This is a genomic window from Pseudomonas sp. S2_H01 (assembly GCF_054668305.1).
In genome coordinates this window covers 6,548,458-6,573,543 of record NZ_CP162756.1, presented here as the reverse complement: position 1 = coordinate 6,573,543, position 25,086 = coordinate 6,548,458, and the positions used below count along the sequence as shown (strand labels likewise).

Annotated in this window: 33 protein-coding genes and 3 pseudogenes; 20 read left to right on the top strand and 16 right to left on the bottom strand. The window is 54.1% G+C overall.

The annotated features are described in order from the left end of the window. Window positions 1–94 precede the first annotated feature (94 nt). Window positions 95–526 carry a LexA family protein gene (locus AB4N84_RS29690; RefSeq protein ID WP_460044548.1) on the top strand — a complete coding sequence of 144 codons (432 nt, stop codon included), beginning with the start codon at window positions 95–97 and terminating at the stop codon, window positions 524–526. Beyond that, complete coding sequence (umuC, locus tag AB4N84_RS29685; RefSeq protein WP_460044546.1) at window positions 513–1,793, top strand: translesion error-prone DNA polymerase V subunit UmuC; 1,281 nt, start codon at window positions 513–515, stop codon at window positions 1,791–1,793. Before AB4N84_RS29690 ends, umuC begins: the two co-directional genes overlap by 14 nt. A gap of 73 nt (window positions 1,794–1,866) precedes the next feature. Here umuC and AB4N84_RS29680 read toward each other — a convergent pair whose 3' ends face one another. Beyond that, window positions 1,867–2,397 carry a hypothetical protein gene (locus tag AB4N84_RS29680; protein ID WP_460044545.1) on the bottom strand — a complete coding sequence of 177 codons (531 nt, stop codon included), beginning with the start codon at window positions 2,395–2,397 and terminating at the stop codon, window positions 1,867–1,869. A 111-nt stretch (window positions 2,398–2,508) separates the two neighbouring features. Here AB4N84_RS29680 and AB4N84_RS29675 point away from each other — a divergent pair, with 111 nt between their 5' ends. Continuing rightward, window positions 2,509–2,748: a hypothetical protein gene (locus tag AB4N84_RS29675; RefSeq protein WP_460044544.1), complete on the top strand. Its 240-nt coding sequence runs from the start codon at window positions 2,509–2,511 to the stop codon at window positions 2,746–2,748. On the opposite strand, the gene AB4N84_RS29670 is transcribed toward AB4N84_RS29675, so the two are convergent. Continuing rightward, window positions 2,724–2,966, bottom strand: coding sequence for a hypothetical protein (locus tag AB4N84_RS29670; RefSeq protein ID WP_460044542.1), 243 nt, complete (start codon window positions 2,964–2,966; stop codon window positions 2,724–2,726). The genes AB4N84_RS29675 and AB4N84_RS29670 overlap by 25 nt on opposite strands. 364 nt (window positions 2,967–3,330) lie before the next feature. Next, complete coding sequence (locus AB4N84_RS29665; RefSeq protein WP_460047180.1) at window positions 3,331–3,393, bottom strand: hypothetical protein; 63 nt, start codon at window positions 3,391–3,393, stop codon at window positions 3,331–3,333. 478 nt (window positions 3,394–3,871) lie between these two features. Here AB4N84_RS29665 and AB4N84_RS29660 point away from each other — a divergent pair, with 478 nt between their 5' ends. The 3 genes and pseudogenes from AB4N84_RS29660 to AB4N84_RS29650 all read left to right on the top strand — a co-directional run bounded on the left by AB4N84_RS29660 (window position 3,872) and on the right by AB4N84_RS29650 (window position 5,532). Then, window positions 3,872–4,249 carry a termination factor Rho gene (locus AB4N84_RS29660; RefSeq protein WP_460047179.1) on the top strand — a complete coding sequence of 126 codons (378 nt, stop codon included), beginning with the start codon at window positions 3,872–3,874 and terminating at the stop codon, window positions 4,247–4,249. Window positions 4,250–4,346: 97 nt separating this feature from the next. After that, window positions 4,347–4,778 (top strand): DNA methylase, encoded by a 432-nt coding sequence (locus AB4N84_RS29655; protein WP_460044540.1) that lies wholly within the window; start codon window positions 4,347–4,349, stop codon window positions 4,776–4,778. Further along, a pseudogene (locus AB4N84_RS29650) lies at window positions 4,775–5,532 on the top strand (DUF72 domain-containing protein). Before AB4N84_RS29655 ends, AB4N84_RS29650 begins: the two are co-directional and overlap by 4 nt. 115 nt (window positions 5,533–5,647) lie before the next feature. Here AB4N84_RS29650 and AB4N84_RS29645 read toward each other — a convergent pair. After that, a pseudogene (locus AB4N84_RS29645) lies at window positions 5,648–5,821 on the bottom strand (DUF2188 domain-containing protein); the annotation flags it as partial. 2 nt (window positions 5,822–5,823) lie between these two features. Further along, window positions 5,824–5,913 (bottom strand): annotated as a pseudogene (locus AB4N84_RS29640) (exodeoxyribonuclease III); the annotation flags it as partial. A 167-nt stretch (window positions 5,914–6,080) separates the two neighbouring features. On the opposite strand from AB4N84_RS29640, the gene AB4N84_RS29635 reads away from it, so the two are divergent. Further along, window positions 6,081–6,314: a hypothetical protein gene (locus tag AB4N84_RS29635; RefSeq protein WP_460044538.1), complete on the top strand. Its 234-nt coding sequence runs from the start codon at window positions 6,081–6,083 to the stop codon at window positions 6,312–6,314. A 72-nt stretch (window positions 6,315–6,386) separates the two neighbouring features. On the opposite strand, the gene AB4N84_RS29630 is transcribed toward AB4N84_RS29635, so the two are convergent. From AB4N84_RS29630 to AB4N84_RS29620, 3 genes are all read right to left on the bottom strand, one after another. After that, window positions 6,387–7,376: a methyltransferase gene (locus AB4N84_RS29630; protein ID WP_460044537.1), complete on the bottom strand. Its 990-nt coding sequence runs from the start codon at window positions 7,374–7,376 to the stop codon at window positions 6,387–6,389. Then, window positions 7,373–8,737: an iron-containing redox enzyme family protein gene (locus AB4N84_RS29625; RefSeq protein ID WP_460044536.1), complete on the bottom strand. Its 1,365-nt coding sequence runs from the start codon at window positions 8,735–8,737 to the stop codon at window positions 7,373–7,375. The genes AB4N84_RS29630 and AB4N84_RS29625 overlap by 4 nt, the downstream gene beginning before the upstream one ends. Before the next feature lie 389 nt (window positions 8,738–9,126). After that, window positions 9,127–10,260 (bottom strand): sensor histidine kinase, encoded by a 1,134-nt coding sequence (locus tag AB4N84_RS29620; RefSeq protein WP_460044535.1) that lies wholly within the window; start codon window positions 10,258–10,260, stop codon window positions 9,127–9,129. Between the two features lie 696 nt (window positions 10,261–10,956). Here AB4N84_RS29620 and AB4N84_RS29615 point away from each other — a divergent pair. Continuing rightward, window positions 10,957–11,208 carry a hypothetical protein gene (locus AB4N84_RS29615; RefSeq protein ID WP_460044533.1) on the top strand — a complete coding sequence of 84 codons (252 nt, stop codon included), beginning with the start codon at window positions 10,957–10,959 and terminating at the stop codon, window positions 11,206–11,208. Between the two features lie 60 nt (window positions 11,209–11,268). Here AB4N84_RS29615 and AB4N84_RS29610 read toward each other — a convergent pair whose 3' ends face one another. After that, complete coding sequence (locus tag AB4N84_RS29610) at window positions 11,269–11,535, bottom strand: hypothetical protein (RefSeq protein ID WP_460044532.1); 267 nt, start codon at window positions 11,533–11,535, stop codon at window positions 11,269–11,271. A 186-nt stretch (window positions 11,536–11,721) separates the two neighbouring features. Here AB4N84_RS29610 and AB4N84_RS29605 point away from each other — a divergent pair, with 186 nt between their 5' ends. After that, window positions 11,722–12,132, top strand: a complete 411-nt coding sequence (locus AB4N84_RS29605) for a response regulator (RefSeq protein ID WP_460044531.1) — start codon at window positions 11,722–11,724, stop codon at window positions 12,130–12,132. A gap of 35 nt (window positions 12,133–12,167) precedes the next feature. Here the strand turns inward: AB4N84_RS29605 and AB4N84_RS29600 are convergent, their stop codons facing one another. Together AB4N84_RS29600 and AB4N84_RS29595 are read right to left on the bottom strand one after the other, a co-directional pair. Next, window positions 12,168–12,371 carry a hypothetical protein gene (locus tag AB4N84_RS29600; protein ID WP_460047178.1) on the bottom strand — a complete coding sequence of 68 codons (204 nt, stop codon included), beginning with the start codon at window positions 12,369–12,371 and terminating at the stop codon, window positions 12,168–12,170. Window positions 12,372–12,449: 78 nt separating this feature from the next. Then, on the bottom strand, window positions 12,450–12,701 hold the full coding sequence (locus AB4N84_RS29595; protein WP_460044530.1) for a hypothetical protein: 252 nt from the start codon (window positions 12,699–12,701) through the stop codon (window positions 12,450–12,452). A gap of 369 nt (window positions 12,702–13,070) precedes the next feature. Here AB4N84_RS29595 and AB4N84_RS29590 point away from each other — a divergent pair, with 369 nt between their 5' ends. The 4 genes from AB4N84_RS29590 (at window position 13,071) to AB4N84_RS29575 (ending at window position 15,337) form a co-directional block, all read left to right on the top strand. Continuing rightward, a complete protein-coding gene (locus AB4N84_RS29590; protein ID WP_460044528.1) occupies window positions 13,071–13,379 on the top strand; it encodes an RcnB family protein in 309 nt (102 codons plus the stop codon). A 119-nt stretch (window positions 13,380–13,498) separates the two neighbouring features. After that, window positions 13,499–14,356: an SDR family oxidoreductase gene (locus AB4N84_RS29585; protein ID WP_460044526.1), complete on the top strand. Its 858-nt coding sequence runs from the start codon at window positions 13,499–13,501 to the stop codon at window positions 14,354–14,356. 17 nt (window positions 14,357–14,373) lie between these two features. Next, window positions 14,374–14,886 carry a hypothetical protein gene (locus tag AB4N84_RS29580; protein ID WP_460044524.1) on the top strand — a complete coding sequence of 171 codons (513 nt, stop codon included), beginning with the start codon at window positions 14,374–14,376 and terminating at the stop codon, window positions 14,884–14,886. A gap of 10 nt (window positions 14,887–14,896) precedes the next feature. Beyond that, entirely contained in the window at window positions 14,897–15,337 is a 441-nt protein-coding gene (locus AB4N84_RS29575) for a DUF421 domain-containing protein (RefSeq protein ID WP_460044523.1), read from the top strand. Between the two features lie 132 nt (window positions 15,338–15,469). Here AB4N84_RS29575 and AB4N84_RS29570 read toward each other — a convergent pair whose 3' ends face one another. Together AB4N84_RS29570 and AB4N84_RS29565 are read right to left on the bottom strand one after the other, a co-directional pair. Continuing rightward, a complete protein-coding gene (locus AB4N84_RS29570) occupies window positions 15,470–15,691 on the bottom strand; it encodes a PLD nuclease N-terminal domain-containing protein (RefSeq protein ID WP_460044522.1) in 222 nt (73 codons plus the stop codon). Window positions 15,692–15,710: 19 nt separating this feature from the next. After that, entirely contained in the window at window positions 15,711–16,934 is a 1,224-nt protein-coding gene (locus AB4N84_RS29565) for a zinc-dependent alcohol dehydrogenase (protein ID WP_460044519.1), read from the bottom strand. 202 nt (window positions 16,935–17,136) lie between these two features. Between AB4N84_RS29565 and AB4N84_RS29560 the strand changes: the two genes are divergently transcribed. Beyond that, complete coding sequence (locus AB4N84_RS29560; protein WP_460047177.1) at window positions 17,137–17,631, top strand: CinA family protein; 495 nt, start codon at window positions 17,137–17,139, stop codon at window positions 17,629–17,631. Window positions 17,632–17,908: 277 nt separating this feature from the next. Here AB4N84_RS29560 and AB4N84_RS29555 read toward each other — a convergent pair whose 3' ends face one another. Together AB4N84_RS29555 and AB4N84_RS29550 are read right to left on the bottom strand one after the other, a co-directional pair. After that, complete coding sequence (locus tag AB4N84_RS29555; protein ID WP_460044517.1) at window positions 17,909–18,133, bottom strand: DUF2188 domain-containing protein; 225 nt, start codon at window positions 18,131–18,133, stop codon at window positions 17,909–17,911. A gap of 123 nt (window positions 18,134–18,256) precedes the next feature. Further along, window positions 18,257–18,772 (bottom strand): DUF4142 domain-containing protein, encoded by a 516-nt coding sequence (locus AB4N84_RS29550; RefSeq protein WP_460047176.1) that lies wholly within the window; start codon window positions 18,770–18,772, stop codon window positions 18,257–18,259. A gap of 249 nt (window positions 18,773–19,021) precedes the next feature. Here AB4N84_RS29550 and AB4N84_RS29545 point away from each other — a divergent pair, with 249 nt between their 5' ends. The 4 genes from AB4N84_RS29545 to AB4N84_RS29530 all read left to right on the top strand — a co-directional run bounded on the left by AB4N84_RS29545 (window position 19,022) and on the right by AB4N84_RS29530 (window position 21,532). Beyond that, window positions 19,022–19,522 (top strand): YciE/YciF ferroxidase family protein, encoded by a 501-nt coding sequence (locus AB4N84_RS29545; protein WP_460044515.1) that lies wholly within the window; start codon window positions 19,022–19,024, stop codon window positions 19,520–19,522. Window positions 19,523–19,713: 191 nt separating this feature from the next. Further along, on the top strand, window positions 19,714–20,598 hold the full coding sequence (locus tag AB4N84_RS29540; RefSeq protein ID WP_460044514.1) for a manganese catalase family protein: 885 nt from the start codon (window positions 19,714–19,716) through the stop codon (window positions 20,596–20,598). Window positions 20,599–20,667: 69 nt separating this feature from the next. Then, on the top strand, window positions 20,668–20,868 hold the full coding sequence (locus tag AB4N84_RS29535; protein WP_460044513.1) for a hypothetical protein: 201 nt from the start codon (window positions 20,668–20,670) through the stop codon (window positions 20,866–20,868). Window positions 20,869–21,307: 439 nt separating this feature from the next. After that, window positions 21,308–21,532 carry a DUF6555 family protein gene (locus tag AB4N84_RS29530; protein ID WP_074758833.1) on the top strand — a complete coding sequence of 75 codons (225 nt, stop codon included), beginning with the start codon at window positions 21,308–21,310 and terminating at the stop codon, window positions 21,530–21,532. A gap of 256 nt (window positions 21,533–21,788) precedes the next feature. Here the strand turns inward: AB4N84_RS29530 and AB4N84_RS29525 are convergent, their stop codons facing one another. Then, window positions 21,789–22,031, bottom strand: a complete 243-nt coding sequence (locus tag AB4N84_RS29525) for a hypothetical protein (RefSeq protein ID WP_460044512.1) — start codon at window positions 22,029–22,031, stop codon at window positions 21,789–21,791. Between the two features lie 175 nt (window positions 22,032–22,206). Between AB4N84_RS29525 and AB4N84_RS29520 the strand changes: the two genes are divergently transcribed. Next, a complete protein-coding gene (locus tag AB4N84_RS29520; RefSeq protein ID WP_460044510.1) occupies window positions 22,207–22,458 on the top strand; it encodes a DUF1652 domain-containing protein in 252 nt (83 codons plus the stop codon). A 1,886-nt stretch (window positions 22,459–24,344) separates the two neighbouring features. After that, the gene (locus tag AB4N84_RS29515) at window positions 24,345–24,977 is read left to right on the top strand and encodes a LysE family translocator (RefSeq protein ID WP_460044509.1); all 633 of its coding nucleotides are present in this window, start codon (window positions 24,345–24,347) and stop codon (window positions 24,975–24,977) included. Window positions 24,978–25,086: the final 109 nt, after the last annotated feature.

Genomic DNA, 25,086 nt, shown 5'->3' with positions numbered 1-25,086 from the left:
CACCCGTCGAAATTTCGTGCTTATGAGATTGACCGCAAGCCGAGTAGAACGTTAACTGTATATCCGTACAGTAACCCACAATAAGGCTTGCATCATGAGCATCACACTCCTTGGCCCTGTCGCCAGCGGCGGCGAAAAACTACCTCTCTTTTCGTTTCACGTGCCAGCAGGCTTTCCATCGCCTGCCGCCGATCACATTGAGAAGCACATTTCGCTGGATGAGCTGTTCGATGTCCGTGCACCTCACGTTTACCTGGTAAAGATCGAAGGCGACAGCATGCAAGGGGCGGGGATCTACAACGGCGACATGGTGATCGTTGACCGCAGTTTGTATGCGGAGCACGGGGACATCGTCATCGCAGCCCTCAACAGCGAGCCGGTCTGCAAGCGCCTAGACATGCACGGTAACTCGGTGATTCTGAGATCTGAAAACCCGAAGTACCCACCTCGTCATGTGATGGAAGGCGACGAGTTGGTGATCTGGGGCGTCGTGAAATACAGCATTCGCGATCATGACAACACCTGAGCCAGTATTTGCCCTGATCGATTGCAACAGCTTCTATGCGAGCTGTGAGCGCGTCTTCAGACCGGATCTCGCCCGCACTCCCATCGTGGTGCTTTCGAATAATGACGGCTGTGTAATCGCCCGGAGCTACGACGCCAAGCCTTTCGTGAAAATGGGCCAGCCGTACTTCCAGATCAAAGATCATCTGCGACGTAATGGCGTGGTTGCTTTTAGCAGCAACTACGCCCTCTACGGCGATATGAGCGAGCGTGTGATGACCATCATCGAGACCATGGTGCCGGCGCTCGAGGTCTACAGCATCGATGAGGCGTTCGCTGATTTAACGGGTATTCCAGGTGATTTGACAGCCTTTGGCCGAAACATCCGTGCGACGATTTTCAAGCACACCGGCATACCTGTCGGGGTCGGGATCGCTCGAACCAAGACCTTGGCCAAGCTTGCGAATCACACTGCCAAACGCTTGATCGATCAGACTGGCGGCGTGGTCGATCTTTGCGACCAATTCAAGTGCGACTGGACGCTGCGCAACACCGAGGTTGGTGAGGTCTGGGGTGTTGGTAAGCGGATGAAAGCGCACCTTGAAGTCATGGGCATCAAGACTGCGATGGACTTGGCGAAGGCCGATGCCTGGACACTCCGGCAGAAATTCAGCGTCGTGATCGAGAAGACAGCTCGTGAGCTTGCTGGCATTCCATGCCTGGAGCTCGGAGAGGCTGACCCACCCAAGCAAGAGATTTGCTGCAGCCGTATGTTCGGCAATCGCCTGACAGACATTGAGCCCATCAAAGAGGCTGTGGCCACTTACACCCAACGTGCGGCGGAAAAACTCAGGGCGCAAAACTCACTTTGCAAGAAGATCCGCGTCAGCATTCGTACAGGGATGTTCAATCCGGAGGAAGCGAAGTACGCCAATGGGGCTTTGGTCGAGTTGCCGTACCCCACCAACGATGTGCGACTCATGACCAAGGCTGCCACCGAGGCGGTGAATCGCCTGTTTAGGCCAGGCTTCAAGTACAGCAAGGCTGAGGTGCTTTTTCTGGATCTACGCCAGCCAGGCGAGTACACGGACGATCTGTTCGCGCATTCGCAGCCTGCTGTAGCTGACAAAGTGATGGGGGTGCTGGATGAGATCAATGGCCGCTGGGGGCGGGGCGTACTTCGTTTAGCCAGTGTGCCTGCGGCACCTGGATGGGCGATGCGCCGGGATCTCATGAGCAGAAGCTATACGACCAAGATTGATCAGCTTTGGACTGTAAAAGCGAGGTGACGGTGAAGGACGGGGCCGGCACGCGCTGATACCACTCAGGCTTATGGCGCCCGAAATGTTGGAGATGATCACCTCAAGCTTTTCTCTGAGATTGATGCTGGTTCGACGCATGGCGCCAAACCTTCCAGTAATAGGCAAACGCAAAAGCCATAGATACGATCAGCAAAGCCCATGAATTTTCGTTCCTTTGGGCCGTCGCGACCGCGACTTTGATGTTTTCACACTGAGGCCCTGAGGTGCATTTGGGGGTACAAAGCTGCTGACCATTTAGCTCACACGTCAGGATTTGATCGTTGATGATCTGGAGGCTGAAGATCTTGCCTTTATCCCTATCAAATGACATCACGGTGCGAGTGAAGAGGTCATACAGTTTTTTCAGCTTCCCCGTTTCAACGTCTACAAACAGATACTGTGATGGGGCATAGCGGGATTTCCCTGGCCCAATTACATGGGCGAACTTTCCGTGCATGAGCCGAGCTTCAGATTCAGCGTATCCGAATGGCCCAGGATGGCGGCTATAGCCATACAGCCCCCAGGCGAGGAGGGACTCGACCAGAAGGAAAACGATAGTTATTGCGATAAAACCCAGGCTCCTGAATTGCATCTTTCACCTCCTGTGGATGTGCAAAAGCGTAGGTGAATCTGACGGGCAGCGCACAGTTATCCCAATTCATTGCCGATAAGGCATCAGTGGAACCAGACAGGAGCCTCGAGCATGACCAGTAACAACAACACTCTTCGAAGAGATCTCCAAGGCCTGGCCGCAGATCTTAAGTGGTCGGCAGTCGAGCTGGTCAGAATTGCTGATCGGTTGAGTCAGGCGGGTAACGAGCCTGACGCCCAAGCGCTTCATCGCATGATCGCTATGTTTCAGCGAGAGGAGAGCAAGCTCAGTTCAATCGTGATCGAAATCGTGGCTGGGCGGATTGCTCAGATAGACGAAGCATCTGTTTGAGATGCGGGATTGAGCCCGTCGACGTTCTCGTCGTATCGAGCGGCTAGTTGTCCGATCAGACTGTTCACCTGGGCACTGAATTGTCCCAGCATGCATAGCACTTCATCGATATCACCATCGGATGCCCCGTGCGCCGCCTGATCTGAGACCTGGGACTCAATTGTTGAAGTCAGCTCAACTTTTTTCGCCTCTTGGCGCGCTGGGATGCTGCTATCCATGATGCGACCAGAATCACAACCATGGCAGGCCATTGAATAAAATTCATGGATTCCTTTAGCCTCTCGAACGCACACGTGCATAATCGGCAGACAGCCCGTCGGTCACCTATCTGGAGTTATATGTAGGGATCGTTCAACCGTGTCGGTAGCTGGACGACCCTAAGTGCAAGAGATCCGGATGGTGGGGCGTGGTAACGGCCTGCCACCAACTGATGTGCTTTGAGGGTCGATGTTCATCGCTCGGATAGGCGTCATTCAACAGAAAGAAAAAGTCGTTTGCCCCCCGTTCTTCAAAGCGCAAGCTACCCAAATGGCTGATAGTTGATTGAGGAGTTATCTATCAGCCATGGGGGCATCCACATCGTCATGGAGTGGGGTCGTTACTTGCGCGTGCAGGGTGTGGCGGATTGATTTGAGGATCGGACACCTCTGACGAGTCAGGGTCGAACCTCAACTCTTGCGCTTAACTCGCGCCACCGTCTTCACGGTTCGTCTGGGCATCCTGATCGGAGCCCGGATTTCCTGGTGGAGGACTCCAGTCCTCTGGTCGCTCTTGCGAGCCTTGCTTGGGCTCGGATGTCGTTTTTTCCAGGCCTGAGTCATGACCCTCTCCGGTATCAGGCGCTTCCTCATCTGGGCCGGGATACGCAGCGTCTGGCCCGTTGTTATCAACTGACATGGCAATTCTCCGTTCTTCACGCAGTTCATCCGCGTATAGGGTTCAGAGGGAGAGTGTGTGACAGAAGTGCTCTGGTAGCGACGAGCGGGGCTCGATGGGTGTTCGGGTATGATTCGCGGTACTGTGGATCGATAGAAAACTCGGTGAACTTTCTCTGAGAAATCGACTTCCTTAATGGCATAGACGCGAACGCGCGTCCTTGATTTTCGACTTTGGGGTATCAGTCATGCCACGTGGAAGCAAAGCCAAGTACACCGAAGAGCAGAAACGAAAAGCGGAGCATATTGAAGAAACCTACGAGGAGAAGGGCACGCCCAAAGATGAAGCGGAGGCCCGTGCCTGGGCGACCGTGAACAAGCAGTCTGGTGGAGGTGAGAAGGCGGGTGGTTCAGGTAAGAAAACATCTGCCTCTGCCAAGGCCCAAGCCAAGTCTGATTCGGGCAAGAGGGCTGCGCAAACTCGGAGCGGCCATGGTCGAGACTCTAAGTCATCACTTGAAAGTCAGAGTAAAGCGAGTCTCATGACAGAGGCGCGCTCTCGCAATGTGGCTGGACGCTCGAAAATGACTAAGGCCGAGTTGATCCAGGCGCTCGGGGCGAAATGACTCTCTGATTGGCGCGAACGCTTTAAAGAGTCGGGCATAGGCGTTTGCATAACTGGCCGAGTAGTTGAAACGTCGTGCTGCCTGAAGGAAGTGAGCCATGAGCAAGATTATCAGTGCTGCGGATCTGAATATTGATCTGAGCAGCGAAGATGAGCACGAGCTGTTCAAATGGTTTATCGCCAGCTTTTTGATGGGGAAACGGATCCGCTCAGACATCGCCGCAGCTGCTTACCGGGTCATCATCGAAAAGAATCAACGTGACACCGCGCGCAAGCTAGGCTCGTGCACCCATGGCGAATTGGTGAAAATGCTGGGCGAAGGGGGCTACGCACGATACGACGAATCTACTGCGCAACGCTTATTCAAACTTAGCAAAAAACTGAGCGATGAATACGGCGGGAAAATTGAGAACATTCGGCAGGCAAGCCATGACCGGACAGAGTTTGAAAAGCGTCTCGCGGAATTTGAAGGGATCGGCCCCAAGACCGTTGAGATCTTTATGCGTGACGCGCAACAGGTACTGTTTTGAAAACCGCAGAGGTTTACGTAGGGTGCGCTGGCTGGAAGCTGGCACGGGAGTTCGCGCCTGAATTTGAAGGCGAAGGTACGCATCTGCAACGTTACGCATTACGGCTGGGCGCTGCTGAGATCAACAGCTCCTTTTATCGCCCACACCGACCTGCAACCTATGCGAAGTGGGCATCATCGGTAAGCAGCGATTTTCGCTTCTCAGTGAAAATCCCCAAGTCGATCACTCATGAGAGCCGGCTCGTGGACTGCTCAGAGCTGCTTGATAAATTCTTGTTGGAGATCACTGCACTGGGCAGCGCGCTCGGCTGCCTGCTGATCCAACTTCCACCCTCTCTTTCATTCGATGCCCGGTCGCAAGTCACTTCTTCGACTCGCTGAGAGCTCGCTTTTTAGGGCATGTAGTGATCGAGCCGCGTCATGAGTCCTGGGTGGATGCCCATCAGCTATTGGTCGAGCAACACATAGGACAAGTGGCGGCTGATCCTGCCGGGTTGAGCAACGGCGCGCAGCCAAGTGGCTGGCCGGGAGTTCGCTATTGGCGCTTGCACGGAGCCCCGAGAATTTACTACAGCGCTTATGAACCGCGTTGGCTGGAACAACTCTCGCAGCGCATTAAAGCCTTGGCGAAGGAAAATGTGCCCACTTGGTGTATTTTTGACAACACTGCTGGCGAAGCCGCACTTGAAAACGCTCTGCTCATGCAAAAGTTGCTGAAGATGGGTTGCCTCACTGAGCAGGAACCGGGCAGATAGTCTGCGAGTATCCCCTGCGGCCTCAGTTGCCAAGGCAAAGTATCAACGCTCCTGCCATGGTCACCTGATCATTCGCAACATGGATAAGCATAGAGTCGAGGAACAAGGGATATGCTTAGCCTTTCGTCTTGGCCGGGTCAGCCTTTCTAGGGTACGTGCGCTCTTCTTGGATCGTGCCATTCTCGTTGTGAATCTTCAGTGAAGCCGTCTTGCCCTCAAGGAACTTGCTGGCGAGGGCGGTGATTTCCGCTTTGGTCGACGCCGTTTTCGATGCACGGTCAGCGCCCTGCCAGGCTGCTCGCGGTCAAGCCATTGCAACAAATTGGGCAGTCGGGCACCGATGCCATTCACGTTGTACGTGGCGATCTTCAAGTCTTGCACCTTTGCGTACCTTCGAGCAGTCCGCCTACTCATCTGAGGATCTCCAGGTAGCGGAGTCCGCAATTTATCACTGGACGATGACCGTTCGAGAACTTCATCGAACGATGGTTCATGCATGGATTCTCAAACTTTGAGCCACGACTTATTCGTGGCCAAGCGAGGTGGGTATGAATACTTCAGCAGGAATTCCTGGCGGTACCGAAAACGCCGTCGACTCTATTGAACCGCTGGAACCCGGCGGGCCTGATGTTATCCCCAATCCTCCACCTGGAAGCGACGATCTCGGGCCCAATGAAGGTGAGATTCCTTTGGAGTCAGATGACGAAGCGGCACTTGAGGAGGATACGTCCGATGTTGATGCCAACAATGAGGTATCGACTGAGCATCCTCAGTCAACTTGATCGGTTCGAGGGATGAAGTCTGATGCGTTGTGACGAGGGAAGGTGTTCCTGTCGCAGCGCATCGTCGTGGCCTCATGAATACGCTTTGGTCACCGTCAGAACCACCGCCGCAATCCGTTCGGCCTGGGTATAGTTTTCAGTCTCAAGCTCTTCACCGAAGACGTCAGGGTCAACCTCGCGATACGACCAGGTGAAGCCTGACTGATCCACTATAGGTCGGGCGTGCTCAAGGAACAGATCCACGCCATCAACCCAGGATGTGCCGGTGTAAAGCACCAGACTGCCGCCAGGCGTTAGGCGATTTATGGCCTGTTTAACGATGCGGACGGACAGAGCAGAACCCAGCCGCTCTCCGCCATGCCGGTAGGCTCGTTTCCGGGAATCCTGCATGTAGGGCGGATTGGCGACGATGAGATCGAAATCTCCCGATGCGCTGTCGAGTAGATCGCTGTGCCATGCAGAGACGTTCTCCGTCTCAGCCAGTGCTGCATTCACTGCGGTGAACCTCAGCGCCGTGGGGTTGATGTCCAACGCGAGTACTTGGGCGTCGTGCCTGGCCTTGGCGATCAGGATGGCGCCTGCACCACTGCCGCAACCGATATCGACTGCCGTGCGAACTGGATGAGTCGAGGTGCGCAAGTGTTCTTCGATGGCTTGGGCGAAGCGATAGGTATCGGGGCCGAAAAATACCGAGTCATGGGCCACGGTCGGATAGCCTGAATGGGCAAAAAGCATGTCTTTCAGACTCGACCATCTGACGTCGCTGATCCACAACCCGGCATGAGCCCTGATAACACTACTGCTAAGCAATGCCTTGAGCTCGGCATCAGGCAGCAGCTGTGATTCAAACGGACGATTCCAGCCGAAGATGCCCCGTAAATCCCGGGCCTGCTGATTGCCTTCACGTTGGTTATTGCGTTGATGGGTCAACGGCGTGACGGTCGTGAATTGATACCCGTCTGCCTGAAGACGCCGGCCCAGTTGCAGCAAGGCTACGTTGTGCGTCTGGTCTTCCAATACAGCGGCATCGTTTGAGGTGGCGAATGCAGGGGACTGACTCATAGTGCTAACGATCCTTCGGCGAGTTGGCGAGCGTAGGCTCGGGTGGCGAGCAAACCCTCGGGGGTGCAGTGATGGGCAGGCGAAAGTAGATCGATCAGACGAGATGTTGAGTGAGGGGTCTGTGCCGATGAGGCAATCTCAGCGGCCTCGGCTCGAGGGCGATTGCGAAATTGTGATCGGAATGGATTGGCGGACTTAGCGGTGCCCGTTTCTTTCCAGTCCCCGGTGATCCAGTCTCGCAATAGCTGCATTTCATAGCCGCTGAACACACCAAACATCACGGCACCCGGCCCGTCAATCATTTGCCAGAAACGACTCTCCGACGGATCTTGATAGCGTTTTATCCAGCCCTTGTTTTCAAGCGCCGCCAGGAATGCCCTGCATTGCCCTGGCTTGGCCAGCCACTCATTGACTGTCAGGCCCTCAATACGGCAGTAATCGGAGTGCATGTGTTGGCCGAACGAGCGCTTGCGCTCCAACATCGCCACCACTTCTTGTTCCAGATCGAAGGAGCCAATGACGGCTTGGGTGCCTTTGCCCAATTCATTTAACAGGTACCCGTTGCGCAGTCGCGCGATGAAGTCTGGTCGAGATTCGTCATTCGGGAGCAGATCGAGCACGGTCTTGACCGCTTTGTGCGCGTGGCCGGTGCTGGCGTTATCGATGGTGACGTGGAGAGTGAAGTAATAGGGATCGATCCCCAGTTCATTGAGTTCGAATGCTGTGATCAGCAGATGCAACGGCAGCTGCTCGTAGCCCAGGTTGTAGCCTAACAGCTCAGGCAGGAACTCATCGCCCAGATGTCCCAGTGCTAACTGAATGGCGCCTTGGAGGTAGTACTCGTCATCAAGCGGTTCAGATGGTGCACAGTCATGATTTGCCAATAGTTTGCGGTAGAGCACAACATGATTCAGCGCCGGCTCCCCATCCCCAAGTTCTTCCAGATAGGTGCGAATGAGGTCGCGATAGCGCCAGTCATCAGCGTGCGAGACCGAGCTGTACAGCCAGGCACCGTCGACCAGCTTGGTGGGGGCCACTTGCTGTAGAAAGTACAAGGCATGAGCTTTGCTGCTGAAGAGTGTTCTGTCACGGCCGGAGCGTCGCCCCTCCAAATATTCCCGATACTCAGACGCCACATTGCTGGCATTTATTTCTACCCATTCCGCCAGACCGTCGAGGTCGTCAGGCAGCGGGTTATGGTGCTGTTCTGCCGTGGCAATTTGCTCCGCGAGAAAACTACGGATCAGTTGGGCATCGACATTTTCAGGTTCATGGAGCAGCGCGTGATAAACGGCAGCGGGGCCGGATGATAGCGCTGGATCTAGCATCAGGCGGTCAGCAACACTTCGCAGAGAAGTCATAAGGGGGCCTACACAATGTTCTTGAGATGTAGTTGAGAGGTTGGCCTTTTGAGATAAATTCAACGAAGTTTGAACGGGAGGGACGGGTGACACCTGTCGTTGAAGTGGTGTGGGGGCTTCATCGGGCGTTCAGAGGCACGACCGGCGCTTTCTTGTCCCAACGTGGCGTTTATGAGTAGCGTGAACAACTCGTCAGTGTGGAATATGAGGCTTACAAACGTGCGAAGCTGAGCGGTAAGTTCGGGTTCAACCTTAAGGTTCCAGACGTTGCGTTCGTGAAAGCGCGTATGGCGCTTCGAAGCTCCAATACACATTGGTCTAGGGATAGCGGAACAGATTGGTCACGGATCCCCAGCAAGGTCTGACGATTTACGCGCTTGCGGGCTGACCTAGTGGCTGAGATGTGTAGCAACGCTGAATTTGGTGATGCAGATAACGCCAGGCTCGTTGTTCACAAATACGAAGTCGGCGTTCAGCTGGCGGCAGAGAGAGGCAATGATCTTCATCCCTAGAGATTTACTTTTGCGAGGATCAAATCCGCTGGAGAATCCTTTGCCCTTGTCAGCCACGGTCAAAACCATCGACTCATTTTCTGGTTTCATAGTGATGGATACTGACCCGAAGGACTGGGAGGCGTAGGCATACTTTAGAGCGTTGGTGACCAGTTCATTCACCAGTAGAGCCAGTGGGATAGCAGTGTCGAGCGATAAGCGTGCCGGGGTGATGTCGAGTTCAAATGTGATCTCATGAGATGCCGTCGCACGAATACCCGCAATCACCTGGGACAGATACGTTGCTGCGTTTACAGTGCCTGCCTCATCGGTTTGATAGAGCCGTTCATGGACAGCGGCGATGCTCATGATCCGACGAGATGTGTCCATTAGCGCCGTTTGCGCCTCCTTGTCATGCACCTGGCGAAGCTGGAGCCGGATCAGGCCTACGATGAGCTGGAGGTTGTTCTTCGTCCTGTGATTGACTTCCTTGAGCAGGATTTCTTTTTGCTCAAGCAGAAGGGTTTTCTGACGGAGCGAACGTCTCAACTCCAACTGCGCCATCACCTGATTTGCCAATGTTTTTAGCGCTGACTGCTGCCGTGAGGTAAGTAAACGCGGGGATCTATCCAGCACACATAGTGTTCCGATTCCATGTCCGTCCGGAGTTTCCAGCAAGCAGCCCGCATAAAAGCGAAGTCCTTCGTCTGCTGTCACCAGAGGGTTTGCACACATCCGAGGATCATCCCGTAGATCGGAGATCATCGTGATGCCTGGCTGCAAGAGCACATGCCTGCAGATCGACACATCCAGCGGAGTTTCCCTGATCCCTAGGCCCACTTCAGCTTTAAACCATTGTCGATGGTCTTCGATCAGATTCACGACTGAAATAGGGGCTTCGCAGATTTCTGCCGCCAGTTCCACGAGCTCGTCAAACTCTGATTCGCGTGGAGTATCGAGTATTTCGTACCTGCGCAGGGCGGCAAGTCGCTCAACAGATTCAGCAGGATCATAGTGATTTGGCATGAGCATTCGCTTGTTCCCGGGATTGACGGCCAGCAAGCGTCATTACGGTCTTGGAGGCTCCCCAAATTGGAGGGGGCTATTCAGTGCAAGCTGATAGCTAATGTGGTGGATGTAACTCTCTGACCTTCAAAATCGACGAGAGTTTGATTGGCATCAAAGCTCGACGGCGGCAGGAGCTGCGTCGGATGGCGGAGCGTTGCCTGGATTAGGGTAATAGCCGGGATAGCTGCTGCGGTCAACGACCTAAAGTGCCAAGCGGTCTGGGCACAGGGTGCGTATTCGCTGCACAATTCTTAGCGTGTGTAAAGTCCTCCTCCGTCGCAGACAAAGGTTGTCGTCTGCCGCAACTGACGCAAACGATTTTTCCATCTAGCAAACTCCATTCGGCCATCCAGGCACTCAGGATCTCTGTTTTCGCACCCATGCTACATTCCTTGTTGGATCCAACTTGCATTCACTGTAGATCACCCGACCATAGGTCGAACGGCCCGCCGACGCGTGGCATTTGCAAAAAAGACGCCGAGATAGCGCTGAAGTAAGAGCGCCGCGATTCCGGTACACGTCGTCCCGCTAGGAAACCTGACTAAGGGTGTGGAACCATCGTGCCACTATTTCCTCAAAAGGGATTGGAGGCATTGCGCACCTCTTAACCAGGCCATGGACGATTCTGGCATTCACCAACAGGCATCCCAGAGGACATCCATGCAAAACAATCCGAACACTACTACGCTCCTTCATACGATCCTAAAAAACCAACATGCCATTACGGATGCGTTGGTGAAAATCGCTGATTGGGTCGAGGTGACGGAGAACAACGATGCCAAGGCTGTTGCCCATTCTGTTCGGCGGTCGCTGAAGGGCGTCGATGATAGTCGACTAATCCTTGGGCAATGCATCAGCGAGATCATGAGGGCTTCAAGCATCGAGCGAGAAGAACCGCCGTTCACGAGGTAAATCTTGTGAGCGCGATTGGATGAGTCTGATGTCCTAAGTGTTATGAAGCGGGTGGTTCTGTTATGGAAATTGCCGGGGCCCATCCTCTTTGCCCGCCAGATCCCTCAGCATGATTTCCAAGGTAGCTTCAAAAAGGAGGTAAAGCCGTTTGGCCTGCTCATCGGTGATAACTCCGCTCAACTTCAATCCTTTGACCGTATCCTCAACCGCGATGGAAGTGTGGAGTGCTTGAGTGGTAGAGATACAGCTCCGTAGATTTTTCAAAGCTTTCTCTGCCGCATCCAGTGCGGCTGAGGGCAGAAAAGGTTCTTCATTAAGCGTGAGCATTAGATTTAGCCTTTTGCTGCCAGTATTGCGTACGTCGATGCGGTCATCGAGGCGACAGGCGCAGCCAGTCTGTATAAGGCTGTGAGTTGTGAGCCTTAGGTAAATTCAATAATTCAGATTGACTACTGGCGGCGTTAGGCGGGGAGTGAAACAATTCCTGCGACTAAATGGCGCGCAGGTAAGCAAGTGCTAACGAATTGGGAAGGTGTGTTGCCAATTGAGGACTCGGTCATCGTCGTCGAGGACGACGATATCCTCCGCACGGTAATGACTGAGATTCTCACGGACATAGGTGCGCATCATGTGGCTTTCGTCACTGCTGATGACGCACTAATCCACATGCTAACGAATCCTGGTAGCGCCGCGTTGGTAATTGCTGATCACGGCGTTCCAGGGCAGATCAGGGGCGCCGAGTTTCTGAGCATGGTGGCTCAGCGTTGGCCTGGGCTACCCTCCATCCTGACAAGTGGATATGAGCTGGAGGCGGCCCTAGTACCTGAGAGCACCGTCTACCTTCAGAAACCTTGGTCGATTGATGTCCTGGTGATCGCAATCGCAGAGCTGCTACAGCCTGGTATTCCTGTCCGCCGGATTTGACCGACGCGCTCCACCGCGCTTCGAGACCTCTTAAGTCACTGGCCTTTGAAGTTTTTCCTGAAACCTCGCAAGTTCAATCCGAACAAGCATATTTGAAGAGCGATCAGGGCGTAAGCGTGAGCTGGCCATCCCCAGACGATCCAGAGAACGTTGCTCAGGATGAAACACCAAAAACCTATCATCCGCCGACGGGCCCGCTGCGAGCCGATCAGCCATGCGGCTAAAACCGTCACGAGCATCGCAGGCCATTGCACCCAGTCAAAAGTATTCAATACGCCGCCCCGCTTTCAGACCAAAAAGTAACTAGCAGATCTATCTCAAGGTGCATGAGCTGCACTCCGTTCTGTTGCGGCGTTGTTCCTGAGAAATCCCCTCAGGTTCATTCCACATAACATCATGTCCAGCAAGGCTAGTGCATAAGCCTCGACGTAAAGTCCCCAGATAACACAAAGCACGTTGCCTACGATAAAGCCAAGGAAAGCGATCTTCCTGCGCTCGGCACGCTGAGATCCAACAAGCCATGACGCCAAGACAATCACCACCATGGCTGGCCACTGGACAATATCCATGATGGGGCGGGCGCTCCGTTCTTGTGGTTTTGAACCGACTGATGAGCCTCCAATGGCCTAGTAATAAGGCCTCTGGTGAGCGCAGCGAGCTAAGGGGCAGTCGGGGCACCAGATCTCTTGAGGTAACTCGTAACCATGCCGAGAACTCATCGTCTGGGAGGGAGCTTGAAAGAAAACGTTCAGTCTTATTGTGTTCGGCAGCAGTAAGTCAGCCACTCCTACTAGGCGAAGATGTTGAGCTCCAGCTTCAAGGATGATTTGACCGGGAAAAAAGATGGAAACATCTGCCGCTACCTCGGTCGATAGAGCGGAATGGGCGAGCTATCGCCCGATTACAGCCGCCCTATCGGACGGGCCAAACGGAGACTCATGATGATTCGTAACAAAACTCTATGTCATCTGACCTTTGCTGCCTTGTGCGGCTTGAGCAGTTTCAGCTACGCCGCTGAGGAACCGAGCGTGACGATGGACAGGCCTGGTGCGGGCGTCAGGCAGATCAAGGAAGGAGACAATGTGCCTGATGAATTTCAACGTCCGAGCCTGGCCGTAAGGGATTGGCAGAAACATCACCTGAGCGCACCTGGCAAAGATGAGCAGTGGGTCAAGATTCAGGACAAATTCGCACTTGTCAGCATCCCCACCGGCACGATTAAGCAAATGGTTGATCAGTCCAGATAGCACCGCACTCATCAGGCTGCGCTCCGAGCGCAGTGAGATTAAATAGAACGAACTCGGATGCAATGGGCAGAGTCCACTTTTGAGAATGACACTTTGCCCAGCATCCCAGGAGAACAGAGATGAGTGATTATCCAGTCCCGCCGTTTAAACCCCAGCAGCAGTCCGTTCCAGGCGATCAGAGCAAGATGGAACCGTACCCCGATTGCGGCGAGGCAAGCTATAAGGGCTCCGGTCGCCTGACTAACAAGATTGCCTTGATCACCGGGGGTGACAGCGGAATAGGTAGGGCTGTTGCCATCGCTTTCGCGCGCGAGGGTGCGGATGTCGCTATCTCTTACCTCGATGAGCATCAGGACGCCAAGGAAACCGCAAGGTGGGTCGAAGAGGCAGGCAGGCAATGCATCCTCATGCCGGGCGACCTTGCAGACAAGGCGCATTGCTCAGCAATAGTTGATGCAACGGTCGAGAAATTTGGCCGTATCGACGTCCTGGTCAACAATGCCGCCTTTCAGATGACCCACAAAACGCTGGAAGAGATTCCTGACGAAGAGTGGGTGAAGACTTTTGATATCAACATCACCGCCATGTTCCGCATCTGCAAGGCTGCTCTGCCATCAATGCGGGCAGGCAGTTCCATCATCAATACGAGCTCGGTGAATTCCGACTCCCCAAAGCCTACCTTGTTGCCTTATGCGACGACCAAGGGAGCTATTGCTAACTTCACCGCCGGTCTTGCCCAAATGCTGGGGCCTAGAGGAATCCGAGTGAACAGCGTCGCTCCAGGCCCGATCTGGACGCCATTGATCGTATCGACGATGCCTGAAGAGGATGTGAAGACCTTCGGTGAGGAGACTCCATTGGGCAGGCCTGGCCAGCCGGTCGAAGTGGCTCCTATCTACGTACTGCTCGCTTCTGATGAGGCGAGCTATATCTCTGGCTCGCGCTACGCTGTAACGGGCGGCAAGCCGATTCTCTGAGCAGGTAGGCCACATCGATGCTTACACACGACCAGGAAATGCAAGACAGGCGTCATCCAGTCGATGAAGACATTGCCTTGCAGCGCAGAATCTGGCGCTTCGAGCGGGTAGGTTGGTATTTCCTGGTTGTGGTTGTCCTGTTGACGCTGTGCGGCCTTTTCTCGCATGGACTGCTTAGCTCGACAACCGTGACCTCAGCGCAGAAGGATCTAACGGTGGAGTACGAGCGATTCCATCGCAGCGGAGGCATCAATCCAATGATCATCCGGAGCCGCGGAGCGCCCGGAAAGTCTCACACCATCATTCTTGGTCGCGCCATGATGGAGGGTTTCAGCATTGACTCTATACAACCTCAGCCGGTCAGCTCAGCAGGCACTGATCAGGGGCTAAGACTGACCCTGCCGGGGGATGAGCGTGGTGACAGCACACTCTACCTGGCATGGCGCAGCGATGGCCTCGGGATGTTCAGGAGCGGCGTCAGTGTCGAAGGCGGCGGCCAGGTGTCCATCAATCAGTTTATCTATCCGTAGGTACAAGAACATGGATGCAGTCTTACGGGCAGGTGCCATCTACATAGCGTTGATGGTGCTGTTTCGGATATCCGGACGTCGGGCGCTGGGTGAGCTGACGTCTTTCGATTTTGTGCTGCTGTTGATCATTGGCGAAGCGACGCAGCAAGCTTTGCTCGGTGACGATTTCTCTGTCACTAACGCCATCTTGGTCATCGTTACGCTTCTGACCATTGATATTGGCTTTTCATTGCTTAAGAGACGTTCAAAGCGTATTGGAAAGTTTATCGACGGAGGCCCCACGATCATCGTGGAGAACGGCATATTCCTGCGCCATCGGATGCATGAGGCCCGGGTGGAGGAAGACGACATCATGCAAGCTGCGCGCCTGGGGCAGGGCGTTGAAAACGTCGAGCAGATCAAGTTCGCCATTATTGAGCGCAATGGCAAGATTTCGATTATTACCCGGTAGTCAGGTTATTTCTGATGGCAGGCCTGTATTAAGTATCCGCACCCGGTAATAGCTTTTGCAACCGATTCGTTAGCAAGTCAAACAGCGGGGAGCCCGTCGATCTGATCATTCTGGCGGGCTCTCCTCAAGCAATCAACCCTTGCTGTGTTCCTTGGAAGTAGGGGGGTGGGCAACACCGCGTGGCCCAGCGATGCCCCAGATGACCAGACCGATCACTGGCAGCGCCAGAATCAAAAAGGCCCAGCCGACTTTAGTGCCGGATGGTTTGGTCGTGTGCCAGACATTCGCGATGGCCCAAAGGTCGACCAACAGCACAATCACGGGCAACGCCACCCAGAAAAAAGTCATTTCCATCACACACCTCCCTTGTCCGCTACATGGCGGGCACAGCTACGGTTTCGTCGATTTCGGGTGTGGCAATATCGGTTCCACCCGGTGTCAGGATGACCTTGCGGCAGTCTTCCTGTTTCTTGTCAAAGATCTTGTAGCCCTCAGCCGCTTGCTCCAGCGACATGCGATGAGTAACGATGGCTTCGGGCTCAAGACGGCCCATCTCGATATGCTCAAGCAGCTCCGGCAGGAAGCGCTGAACGTGGGTCTGGCCCATTTTGAACGTCAGTCCTTTATCGAACGCATCGCCGAACAGGAAGCCGTGGATGAAGCCCGAATACACACCGGGAACACTGACCACGCCACCACGTCGCACTGCAGCGATGCATTGGCGCAGCGCTTTACCGCTGCTGCCTTCAAGCTTGAGCGTCGCCAAGACAGTTTCTGTGGTGCTGCCTTTGGCTTCAAAACCGACAGCGTCGACGACGCCATCGACACCGCGCATGCCAGGCGTCTGGCGGATGATGGTATCCGCAGGGTCGTCGTCTTCATCGAAGTTGATCGGGATCACTCCGTACGTTCGCTGGGCATAGGCGAGGCGGTAGGGGTGATGGTCGACCATGAAAATACGGTCGGCGCCTAGCATACGAGCGACCGCAGCGCTGAGAAGTCCGACTGGGCCAGCGCCATAAATGGCGATGCTTGAGCCTTGACCAATACCGGTATTCGTCACGGCCTGATACGCCGTGGGGAGGATGTCGGAAAGGAACAGCACCTTCTCATCGGCAAGCGTCCCCGGCACTTTGAATGGCCCGGTGTTCGCCTTCGGCACTCGCACATACTCGGCCTGTCCGCCAGGAACTCCGCCATACAGATGGCTAAACCCGAACAACGCCGCCCCTGGGGGAATTGCCTTTTTATTGATGATCGCACCGCGTCCGGTATTGGTGGTCTCACAGGCAGCATAAAGGTCTTGCTGGCAGAAGAAACAGTCACCGCACGCGATCACGAAGGGAATGACAACCCGATCACCGGGTTGGACAGCCATCACAGCAGAGCCGGCCTCTTCAACGATACCCATGAACTCATGGCCGAAAATATCGCCGTGCTCGACGGTCGGTATCTTGCCCCTGTAAAGATGCAAGTCTGAGCCGCAAATAGCGGTAGCAGTAACGCGCAGGATGATGTCGTCGGCGTCTTGAATCGTGGGGTCTGGAACGGTGTCCACTTTCACGTCATGCGCGCCATGGTAAGTCAGTGCTCTCATATCGATCTCCGCAGTTTGAAGGGCCTGTAATTAGCGGAGCGGGCATGAGCGCAATTAGTTCATGGAGTTGATAGGCAGCGGGGATCAGCGGTAGGGATCGAGAACTCGTTTCACGAAGACTTTCAGCTCGCTGGTAAGTATCTGAGACGAAGGTATTGCTCACGTGTCCAAAATTAAGCCAAGCCTCAAAGAGGTGCGCGTGATGGTCGATGACATTGTTTACTACCTGAGGCAGCACTCACTCCTGTTGGCAACGGCTGAGTCTTGTACGGCGGGCCGGATAATCGCTTTGCTTGCCGAGGCTCCTGGTAGCGGCTCACTGGTCGAGTGCGGATACGTGGTTTATTCGCCCGAAGCCAAACAGCGGCTGCTAGGGGTTCGTGCAAAGACTATTGAGCATTTCAACCTCACCAGTCTTGAGGTGGCCAGGGAGATGGCGCTGGGCGTCCTTCAGGACAGTCCTGCAACGGTCGCCATAGCGACTACTGGACTGTGTGGGAATGAGGATGTCGATGGTATCCCTGCGGGAACTGTTTGCTTTGCTTGGGGGTTTCAGAGCGACGGTCGCACAAATTTGTTCGCGCGTAGAGAGCGTTTCTTTGGGGACAGGAAAGAGATGCAACAAATGGCAGCGCTCCATGCACTCAAGCTTTTGCCTCATCTTCACCAAAGGATGCTCGCCGGCGAAGCAAGCTGAGAATAGTCTCAGTGCATCTTCATACTCTCATTTTACTGTCGTCTCGCTCTCATTTGCATGGGTTTACTTCTCAGATTTGCCTAGTAGGTAGCACCGGTGAAACCGCCCGTTCGAATGAGTCTTCACTACGACGCTGAGAAGCTTCCCGCCGTCCTGAGGCGTCACATTTGCATCGTTCGCGGATAAGGCGTCAATCACGTCGGAGGCTTCAGACCATTGGATAAGCTTTCCCCTGTGATTCCGGAAAACTCAGGCGCACGGGGCAGGCTTCATGCAATCAACCCTTGGTCTTCGCTGGGTCTGCACTGCGTGGATAGGTACGCTCTTCCTGGATTGTCCCGTCTTCCTTGTGGACTTTGAGCGATGCCGTTTTGTCCGAAAGAAATTCGCCTGCGAGCGTCATGATCTCTACCTTTGTAGTAGCCGTTTTTGACGCTCGCTGGGCACCCTGCTTTGTCAGCGCCCATCCGGTCTCAGATTTGGTGATGTGATAGTTGTCCATTGTTTCTCCCGCGTTGATTACCACCTAGTAAGGGCTACCCATAGTTTGAGCTGCCACTACAGGCCGACCTAAAAAAGGCCGACCCTTTGTGGTGTTGCGCATTGTCATATCAGCTTTTCAACATCATTTTGCGGCATCGCCGCCATGAGCTTTCGACAGAGCCTGAGCTTCGGACAGATGCGCTTTCAGCTTTGGCAGCGTCTCAGCTGCAAAGGCTTTCAGATCCGCATCCTTGCCGTTTGCGGCTTCTTCCTCGAACAATTTGATCGTCGCTTCATGAGCCTTGACCTGATTGTTCGCATAGGCCTGGTCAAAAGATTTCGCGCTTCGCAGTTCAAGAATCATGGCCTTGGCCTTATCCATCAGCTGGGCGTCATCGGACACTTTCAGGTTCTTGGAGGTCGCCAGCGTTTTGAGTTTGTCGTTGGCAGCGGTGTGATCCTTGATCATCATTTCAGCGAAGCTCTTCACGTCGGCAGCTGTACCTTTCTCTTGAGCCAGCTTGCCAGCTTCGACTTCGGCCACCCCCTTCGCAGACGCGTCTTCCACGAAGTCATCGTTGTCTTGAGCCGCATAGGCTCCCTGGCTTGCCATTCCGATAAGAATCGCCAGCACAGAGGTACGTACTAAGTTGGTCATCTGGTCACTCCTTCGCTGATAAAAGATTGGTGCCCCAGGCACCTAGATCTCGACTGGTCAATTTTTTCACGGTTCCGAGAATCTTCATCAACGGTCAGCAAGCGTGTCGGTGACCGTAAAAAAGTGCATTTCGTCGGCGTGCTTCGTGCACGCTCGAACGTCTCTCGTTTGTGCAGGGTCGAGTATTTACTGGCGCGCAGTCGCCCAGTACACGATTGACTAACCCCTTCATTGGATGAGGATGTAATCATGGCAAGAACCACCGTTGACGATCTGTTTATCCACGAACTGTCCGACGTTTATAGCGCGGAGAAGCAAATCACCAGGGCGCTTCCGCGACTGGCCCGTGCGGCGACTAACCCTAAACTTTCAGAGGCGTTTACATCCCACCTTGAGGAGACCCAAGGTCAGATCGAACGCATTGATAAACTCGTTGAGCAGGCCGGACTGAAGCTCAAACGCATGAAGTGCGTGGCCATGGAGGGGCTGGTCGAAGAGAGCAAAGAGTTACTCGATGAAATCGAGAAAGGCGAGGTGCTGGACGCAGCGCTGATTGGTGCCTGCCAGAAAGTTGAGCACTATGAAATTGCCAGCTACGGCACGCTGATCGCGATGGCCAAACATCTCGGGATGACCGACGCGGCTAACCTTTTGGCCGAGACGCTCGCAGAGGAGAAATCGGCTGATGAGAAACTCTCGGCTATTGCTGAGCAGGGCGGGAACCAAGCGGCGACGATGACCAAGAAGTAAGTAAGTCTCGTGGGTTTAAGTATTTTTATGAATTTGCAATGGGGCGAATTAGCTTGGTAACACCCCGTTTTTTGCACTAAGTCATGACCGTGCCATAGGCATCTAAAGAGAAGTTCGCGTGCAGCCAGTTGCGTGTATTTATGCAGCGAGGATCTGCTCGTCTCATGAAAAGTTCTGATGGGAGAATCACCATGTTTCTTCACAACAAACGACTTCAATACACCGTGCGAGTAGCCGAGCCGAACCCCGGTTTGGCGAATCTGCTTCTTGAGCAATTCGGCGGGGCCCAAGGTGAACTGGCAGCCGCTACCCGCTACTTCACCCAAGCGCTGGCTGAGGAAGATCCAGGCCGCAAAGATCTGCTGCTCGACATCGCGACGGAAGAATTGAGCCACCTTGAAATTATTGGCTCGATCATCGTGATGCTGAACAAGGGGGGCAAAGGCAAAATGGCAGAGGGCGTCCAGGAGGAGGGCGAGCTGTACAGAGATATCAACGGTGCGGGCAATGACTCACACATCACCAGCCTGCTCTACGGTGGGGGTGCGCCATTGGTCAATTCTGCGGGTGTTCCCTGGACGGCGGCCTACATCGATACCATCGGTGAGCCTACGGCTGATTTCCGCTCGAACATCGCTGCTGAAGCCCGCGCAAAGATCGTCTACGAACGCTTCATGAACGTCACAACCGATCCAGGCATCAAGGACGCTCTCGGCTTTCTCATGACCCGCGAGATCGCTCATCAGTTGTCATTCGAAAAAGCACTTCATTCGATCCAGCCGAACTTTCCTCAAGGAAAGCTTCCGGGCATGCCTGAGTTCTCTCGCACCTATTTCAGCATGTCCAATGGCGAGCCGAACGTCCGGGGGCCTTGGAACAGCGATGCCGAGTTTGAGTACGTCGAGAATCCGCATCCAGCTGTAGACGGAGGGGACGGGACGGCGTCGGTGATCCTGAGCGAAGACGACTCAGTAACGCTCACCATGATGAAAGAGCGAACCAAATCCGACACAGAGAATGATCCGGTCACGGGCGCAGACCTGGGTTCTGGATTGGCTCAGGGAGTCAAGGAATGAGCGGCGGTGTGAACGTCCGCGACTGATCCGCGCAAGCCGGCATGAATAAACACTGTGAGGGTGACAGCCATGAGTGCATCGACAAAGACCACCATTACGAGCGGCGGCGCCGATGGAGCAGAACGCCCGATAAGCTATGAGGCCTATTTGCGACGCTTCGAGGTTGAAGCGGCGGCCTTCGAAAGAGGGTTCAAAACGGCGTTGTTCATCGAGCAGTTCAAAGCGGGTTTGCTGCCAAACGCTGATCGCAAAAGCCAACGCCTGCAGTAGCCGTTCATCTCATTTTGATGAAAATTCGAAAGCGAGATGAGTGTTTACGACTCAGACCTTTTGAGTCTCCATTTGTAACTCCTTTACTTGCCCGCATCTGATGCGGGCTCTTTTTGCTCTTCGCAGGTATGTATGTTCGGCAAGCCTGGGCGCACGCGCGAGCAGCCACGTGAGAAGGCCTAGGAAGTTGCACCGATGAGGACATGAGCGACGCAGAGGGGGAATAATTTGGTCGCCGCAGCTCATCCAACGCAACCTTACGTAGAAGCTAACGACCCCGACGTTGTGCCGGGGTCGTCTCTGTGTCGCGCCTCCGGCATCGCGGTAAAGCTACACGCCCGTCAGCGGCGGATTGTCGCCATTCTGCTGTTCAAAAAGGGAATTTTTTCTGTGGCGGACAATCTTTGGCTTATCAGAAGGAGCATGCCAAGGAGTAAAAATGGCTCAGGAAAAACATTACCGCGTCGACTACCTGCTGAATGGGAACTACAAGACCTTTTACATCCGCGCCTCCAAAATGGACAACGCCGAAGCCTGGCATTGGGCGACCGTCGACGCTGGTGTGGGGCAGTTGCCAAAGTACAGAACTGACCCGGTTACGAAGCTCAGCAAGCCGCAGGCTGAGAAGCATGGCATCACTGATGTGGAATGGCGCTCGGCTTGAGTATCCCTGACGGTCGACCCTCTGCGTATTTGGGCAGTTCTGTCTTGAGTCCCCGCCGGTGGTAAGAGGCGACTCTGGGGAATTGGGCCTCAGCAACAGGGGCAGGGTGTGTCTCGGTGCTGGACGACAGTCAAGGGTGCTGTGCCCCGAATGTCCACTCGTGGATCCCCTAGCGGTTCGCTGAATGGAATTCTTTGCGTTCATCTGTACAAAAGCTGTGACACGCCTTTGGTTGCAGCAGGGTTACGTACGGTGATCAGAGTTCGCTGACTTCTCCCGTGGCTTCGGCCATAGAGGCGAGCCCGTTTTCCATATCAGTGATCGAGTCTTGAAAATTGGCAAAACACTGGGAAATCGATTGCTGTGAGTCCACAGTTTGGTCGCCCGTCAGGTGCTTTACATGGGCCAACTCGATTTGCTCAAGCTCAGTGACCGCATCGCGCAGTGATCGTAGCAAGGACGCGATCTGGGTAATGTGTACCGCGTTGGCTGAAGTCATGCGCGCTCCTGGAAATGCGAAGACCGGAAACATTTGGACACCATGAGTTCTTTCGCGTGCGTAGCAAATTGGCTAAACAGACAGCGTATGGTCGCTAGGCATTTGCCCACTTAAATATCTCGAATCCTCCGGTTACACGAGAGTCCACCATGAACAACAACAAGGAGTTTTCGTCATGGCAATATCACCCCTAGAGCTGCGCCACATCGTTGAGTGTGGATTTCTGCCCATGCAATGCCGATGCTCGATAGACGAGAGAGGATTTTTATCGATTGATCTGGTCGACCCAACCTCTGGCAGGAATCTCGTAGCAGGCAGCATATCGGTTGCTGAACTCAGCACGAGTCGCGCCATTGCGAATTTCATTGCCGAATTGAAGACTAAGGTCGCCTCCAGCTCCGATGCGAATATTAGAAATACTGCGTAATCGCCGCGAATCGAGCATTTCTGACCAAGTCGACTATTTTTTGATGACCCTACGCGATTATGTCGCTGTCAGTATTTCCAAGGTCATGGCGATCTGCGCGACAATGTCAGAAGTGGCGGCCCTAGCTCAGTTGCCCTCACCACATAGCGATTGGTAGTTGGCACCATCCAAGGCGGGATCACAGGGCGTAATGGCTATTTCCAAAACACGGGAGCTGTCCGGTTTTGAAGATATTAACGAGGTTGTGAATGGATCAAGACAGCACTGAACCACCATCCCCAGCACAGGTTCAGCCTCAGGATGCTTCAGAAGACGCTTCTGAACGTCTGCAACTCGCATTGGATGCCGGCGCAATTATTGGCACCTGGGTGTGGGACATTCCAACCGACTCCGTGACTGCCGATGAGCGGTTTTCCCGCTCATTTGGCCTCTCGGCTGAACGGTGCAAAATTGGAATTCCTACGGGACTACGTTCCGCACAAGCAAGGCGGGAGGTCGACAGATTGCGAGGGGTAGGCGTTTTAGAGTTATCAAAATCGAAACGCGGGAGCCTCGTGCCAGCGCTTCCTGCTTGGTTCGCAGCTTGGCTGTTACCCCATCTCGATTTGCGATGAGCGATCAATAAGCGCGACTCTCAAAATCGAGGCTCGGGCTGGGTATCAATTGTGCACTGCCAAGTGATTTCGTCCGTGCTCTCAGCTGAGGGAATAAAAGGCGCTCGCCCGGCGGATTTCCACGGCCAGCTTCATCCAAACTTAAATAAATGCGACAAAACCTTTTCATCTTGCGACGACTTACGATTTCCAGTCTGTAAAAAAAATTTTTGAGACGGAGTTGTTATATTTGAGACCAAAGAAAAAGCAGCAGGGTTTCGGACGCGTCATTTCTCTGAAAAAATCCGGTCTTGAGAAGATCGCTTGTCGCTTTAAGTGAACGTCGATTGAAAGCAGAAGAGGGCCTTGCTGCGAACCATGGGCATGAGGGCCTAGGGGAAATCGCCTTGATTGGTAGCGTCAGCTACCGCTGCTTTTATCTTTGCTATCAAAGACCTATCGCCAAAATCAAAAAAAATGCCGAAACCACAATAGGTTGTGCTTAGTTAGCATTTTAAACCCATATATTGTGTTTCTGCGATCGTCAGCGAACGTTTTATGACGGCAAGTTCTAGATGGCGCGATTTTTTTTGAGGTATTGACTTGTGCTCGCCCTTACATTTCGCTGAATCGAAACTCCGCTTCAGGCCTCCAGAAGCCTCTTGGCGCTCGTTTATTTGCAGGGCCCTACCAAGGTATAAAGTTATGGGGATCTCTTTGCTGTGGAGTCCATAGGGGCTTTGGCAGAGCCTGCGACGAGGTCTATGTCCACTATCCGTTGGATTGTCTTAACGATCACTCCAATACAGCAACAATGCAGGAGGGAAAGGTGATTACTGACATTGAGCGTCTGGTATGGCTCAGCGCGTACGAGTTACTCAAAGATGATTTTCAGTCAGTTCTCCACGTGGCAGTACAGAGCTACAAACGTCAGCCAGGCCTAGATTCGTTAACCCGAATGCATGAGTGCCACATCGGGCTGGTCGGATTGATTGCTCTGAGGTCAGCACTCGCTGCGCACCCTAGGTACAGCCATGACACGGGCCCAGCGACCTATGTGAACGTGAGATCAAGGCTGCGTACTCATCTGCAGCGACATTTGCAGTGGCATATCATGCGCAGCGGCGAGTCGTTTGGCGTGATGGATGAGGATTTTCTGACTTCCGATCTCGGACTCTAATCACTGAGGCGATACCTATGCGCTGTCACTTCGACTGCGCATGTACAGATGTGGGCCCTGCGAGCTCCTCGTCATAACCAAATATTTTCATTCCCGATTAGCTGGAAACAATGATGATCGTGGTTACCTTGCAGCAGGTGATTGGTTTTCTGATAGCAGCACTTCTGATCACCGCAACCCCCGGGCCAGACAATTTGATGGTGCTCGGGATGGGGATGTCTAGAGGCCGCCGGCAAGGAGTAGCGTTCGGCTTAGGATGCGCTTTCGGCTGCGTCAGCCACACGCTTCTCGCTGTCGCCGGTATCAGCGCGCTGATCGCGGCTTCGCCTCTGGCGCTTACCCTTCTCAAAGGGGTGGGCGGGTTGTATTTGATCTGGCTGGGCTATCGAGCGTGGCGGAGTGCGGGGGGCGTTCGAACCCGCACGGTGGCTGAGAATGAAGAGCCCCTTGCAAAGCTCTTTTTGAGGGGCTGCATCGCCAATGCGATCAACCCCAAGGTCGCTCTTTTTTTCCTGTCTTTCCTGCCGCAATTCGTCATTGCCAGCAACGGTGAGGTTGCCGGTCAGGTCGCGTGGCTGGGGATCCTCTTCACGATCCAGGCTGGCATCCTGTTCGGATGCCTTGGTCTTTTCTCAGGGGTGATTGGTCAGTGGCTCAACAGCAAGCCTGCTGCTGGAGTGATTCTGGATCGCGTAGCCGGAACCGTGTTCATTGGATTAGGGCTGAGGATCATGTTGGGCCGCTGAGAAATTTGTTGAGCAACCACCGGGAATGACTGGTGATGTTCTGTCGGAAGACCACGAGGTTTGTAGCGCCGCGCGCGAATAAAGACGAATTGGAGGCTTCAACAAACGT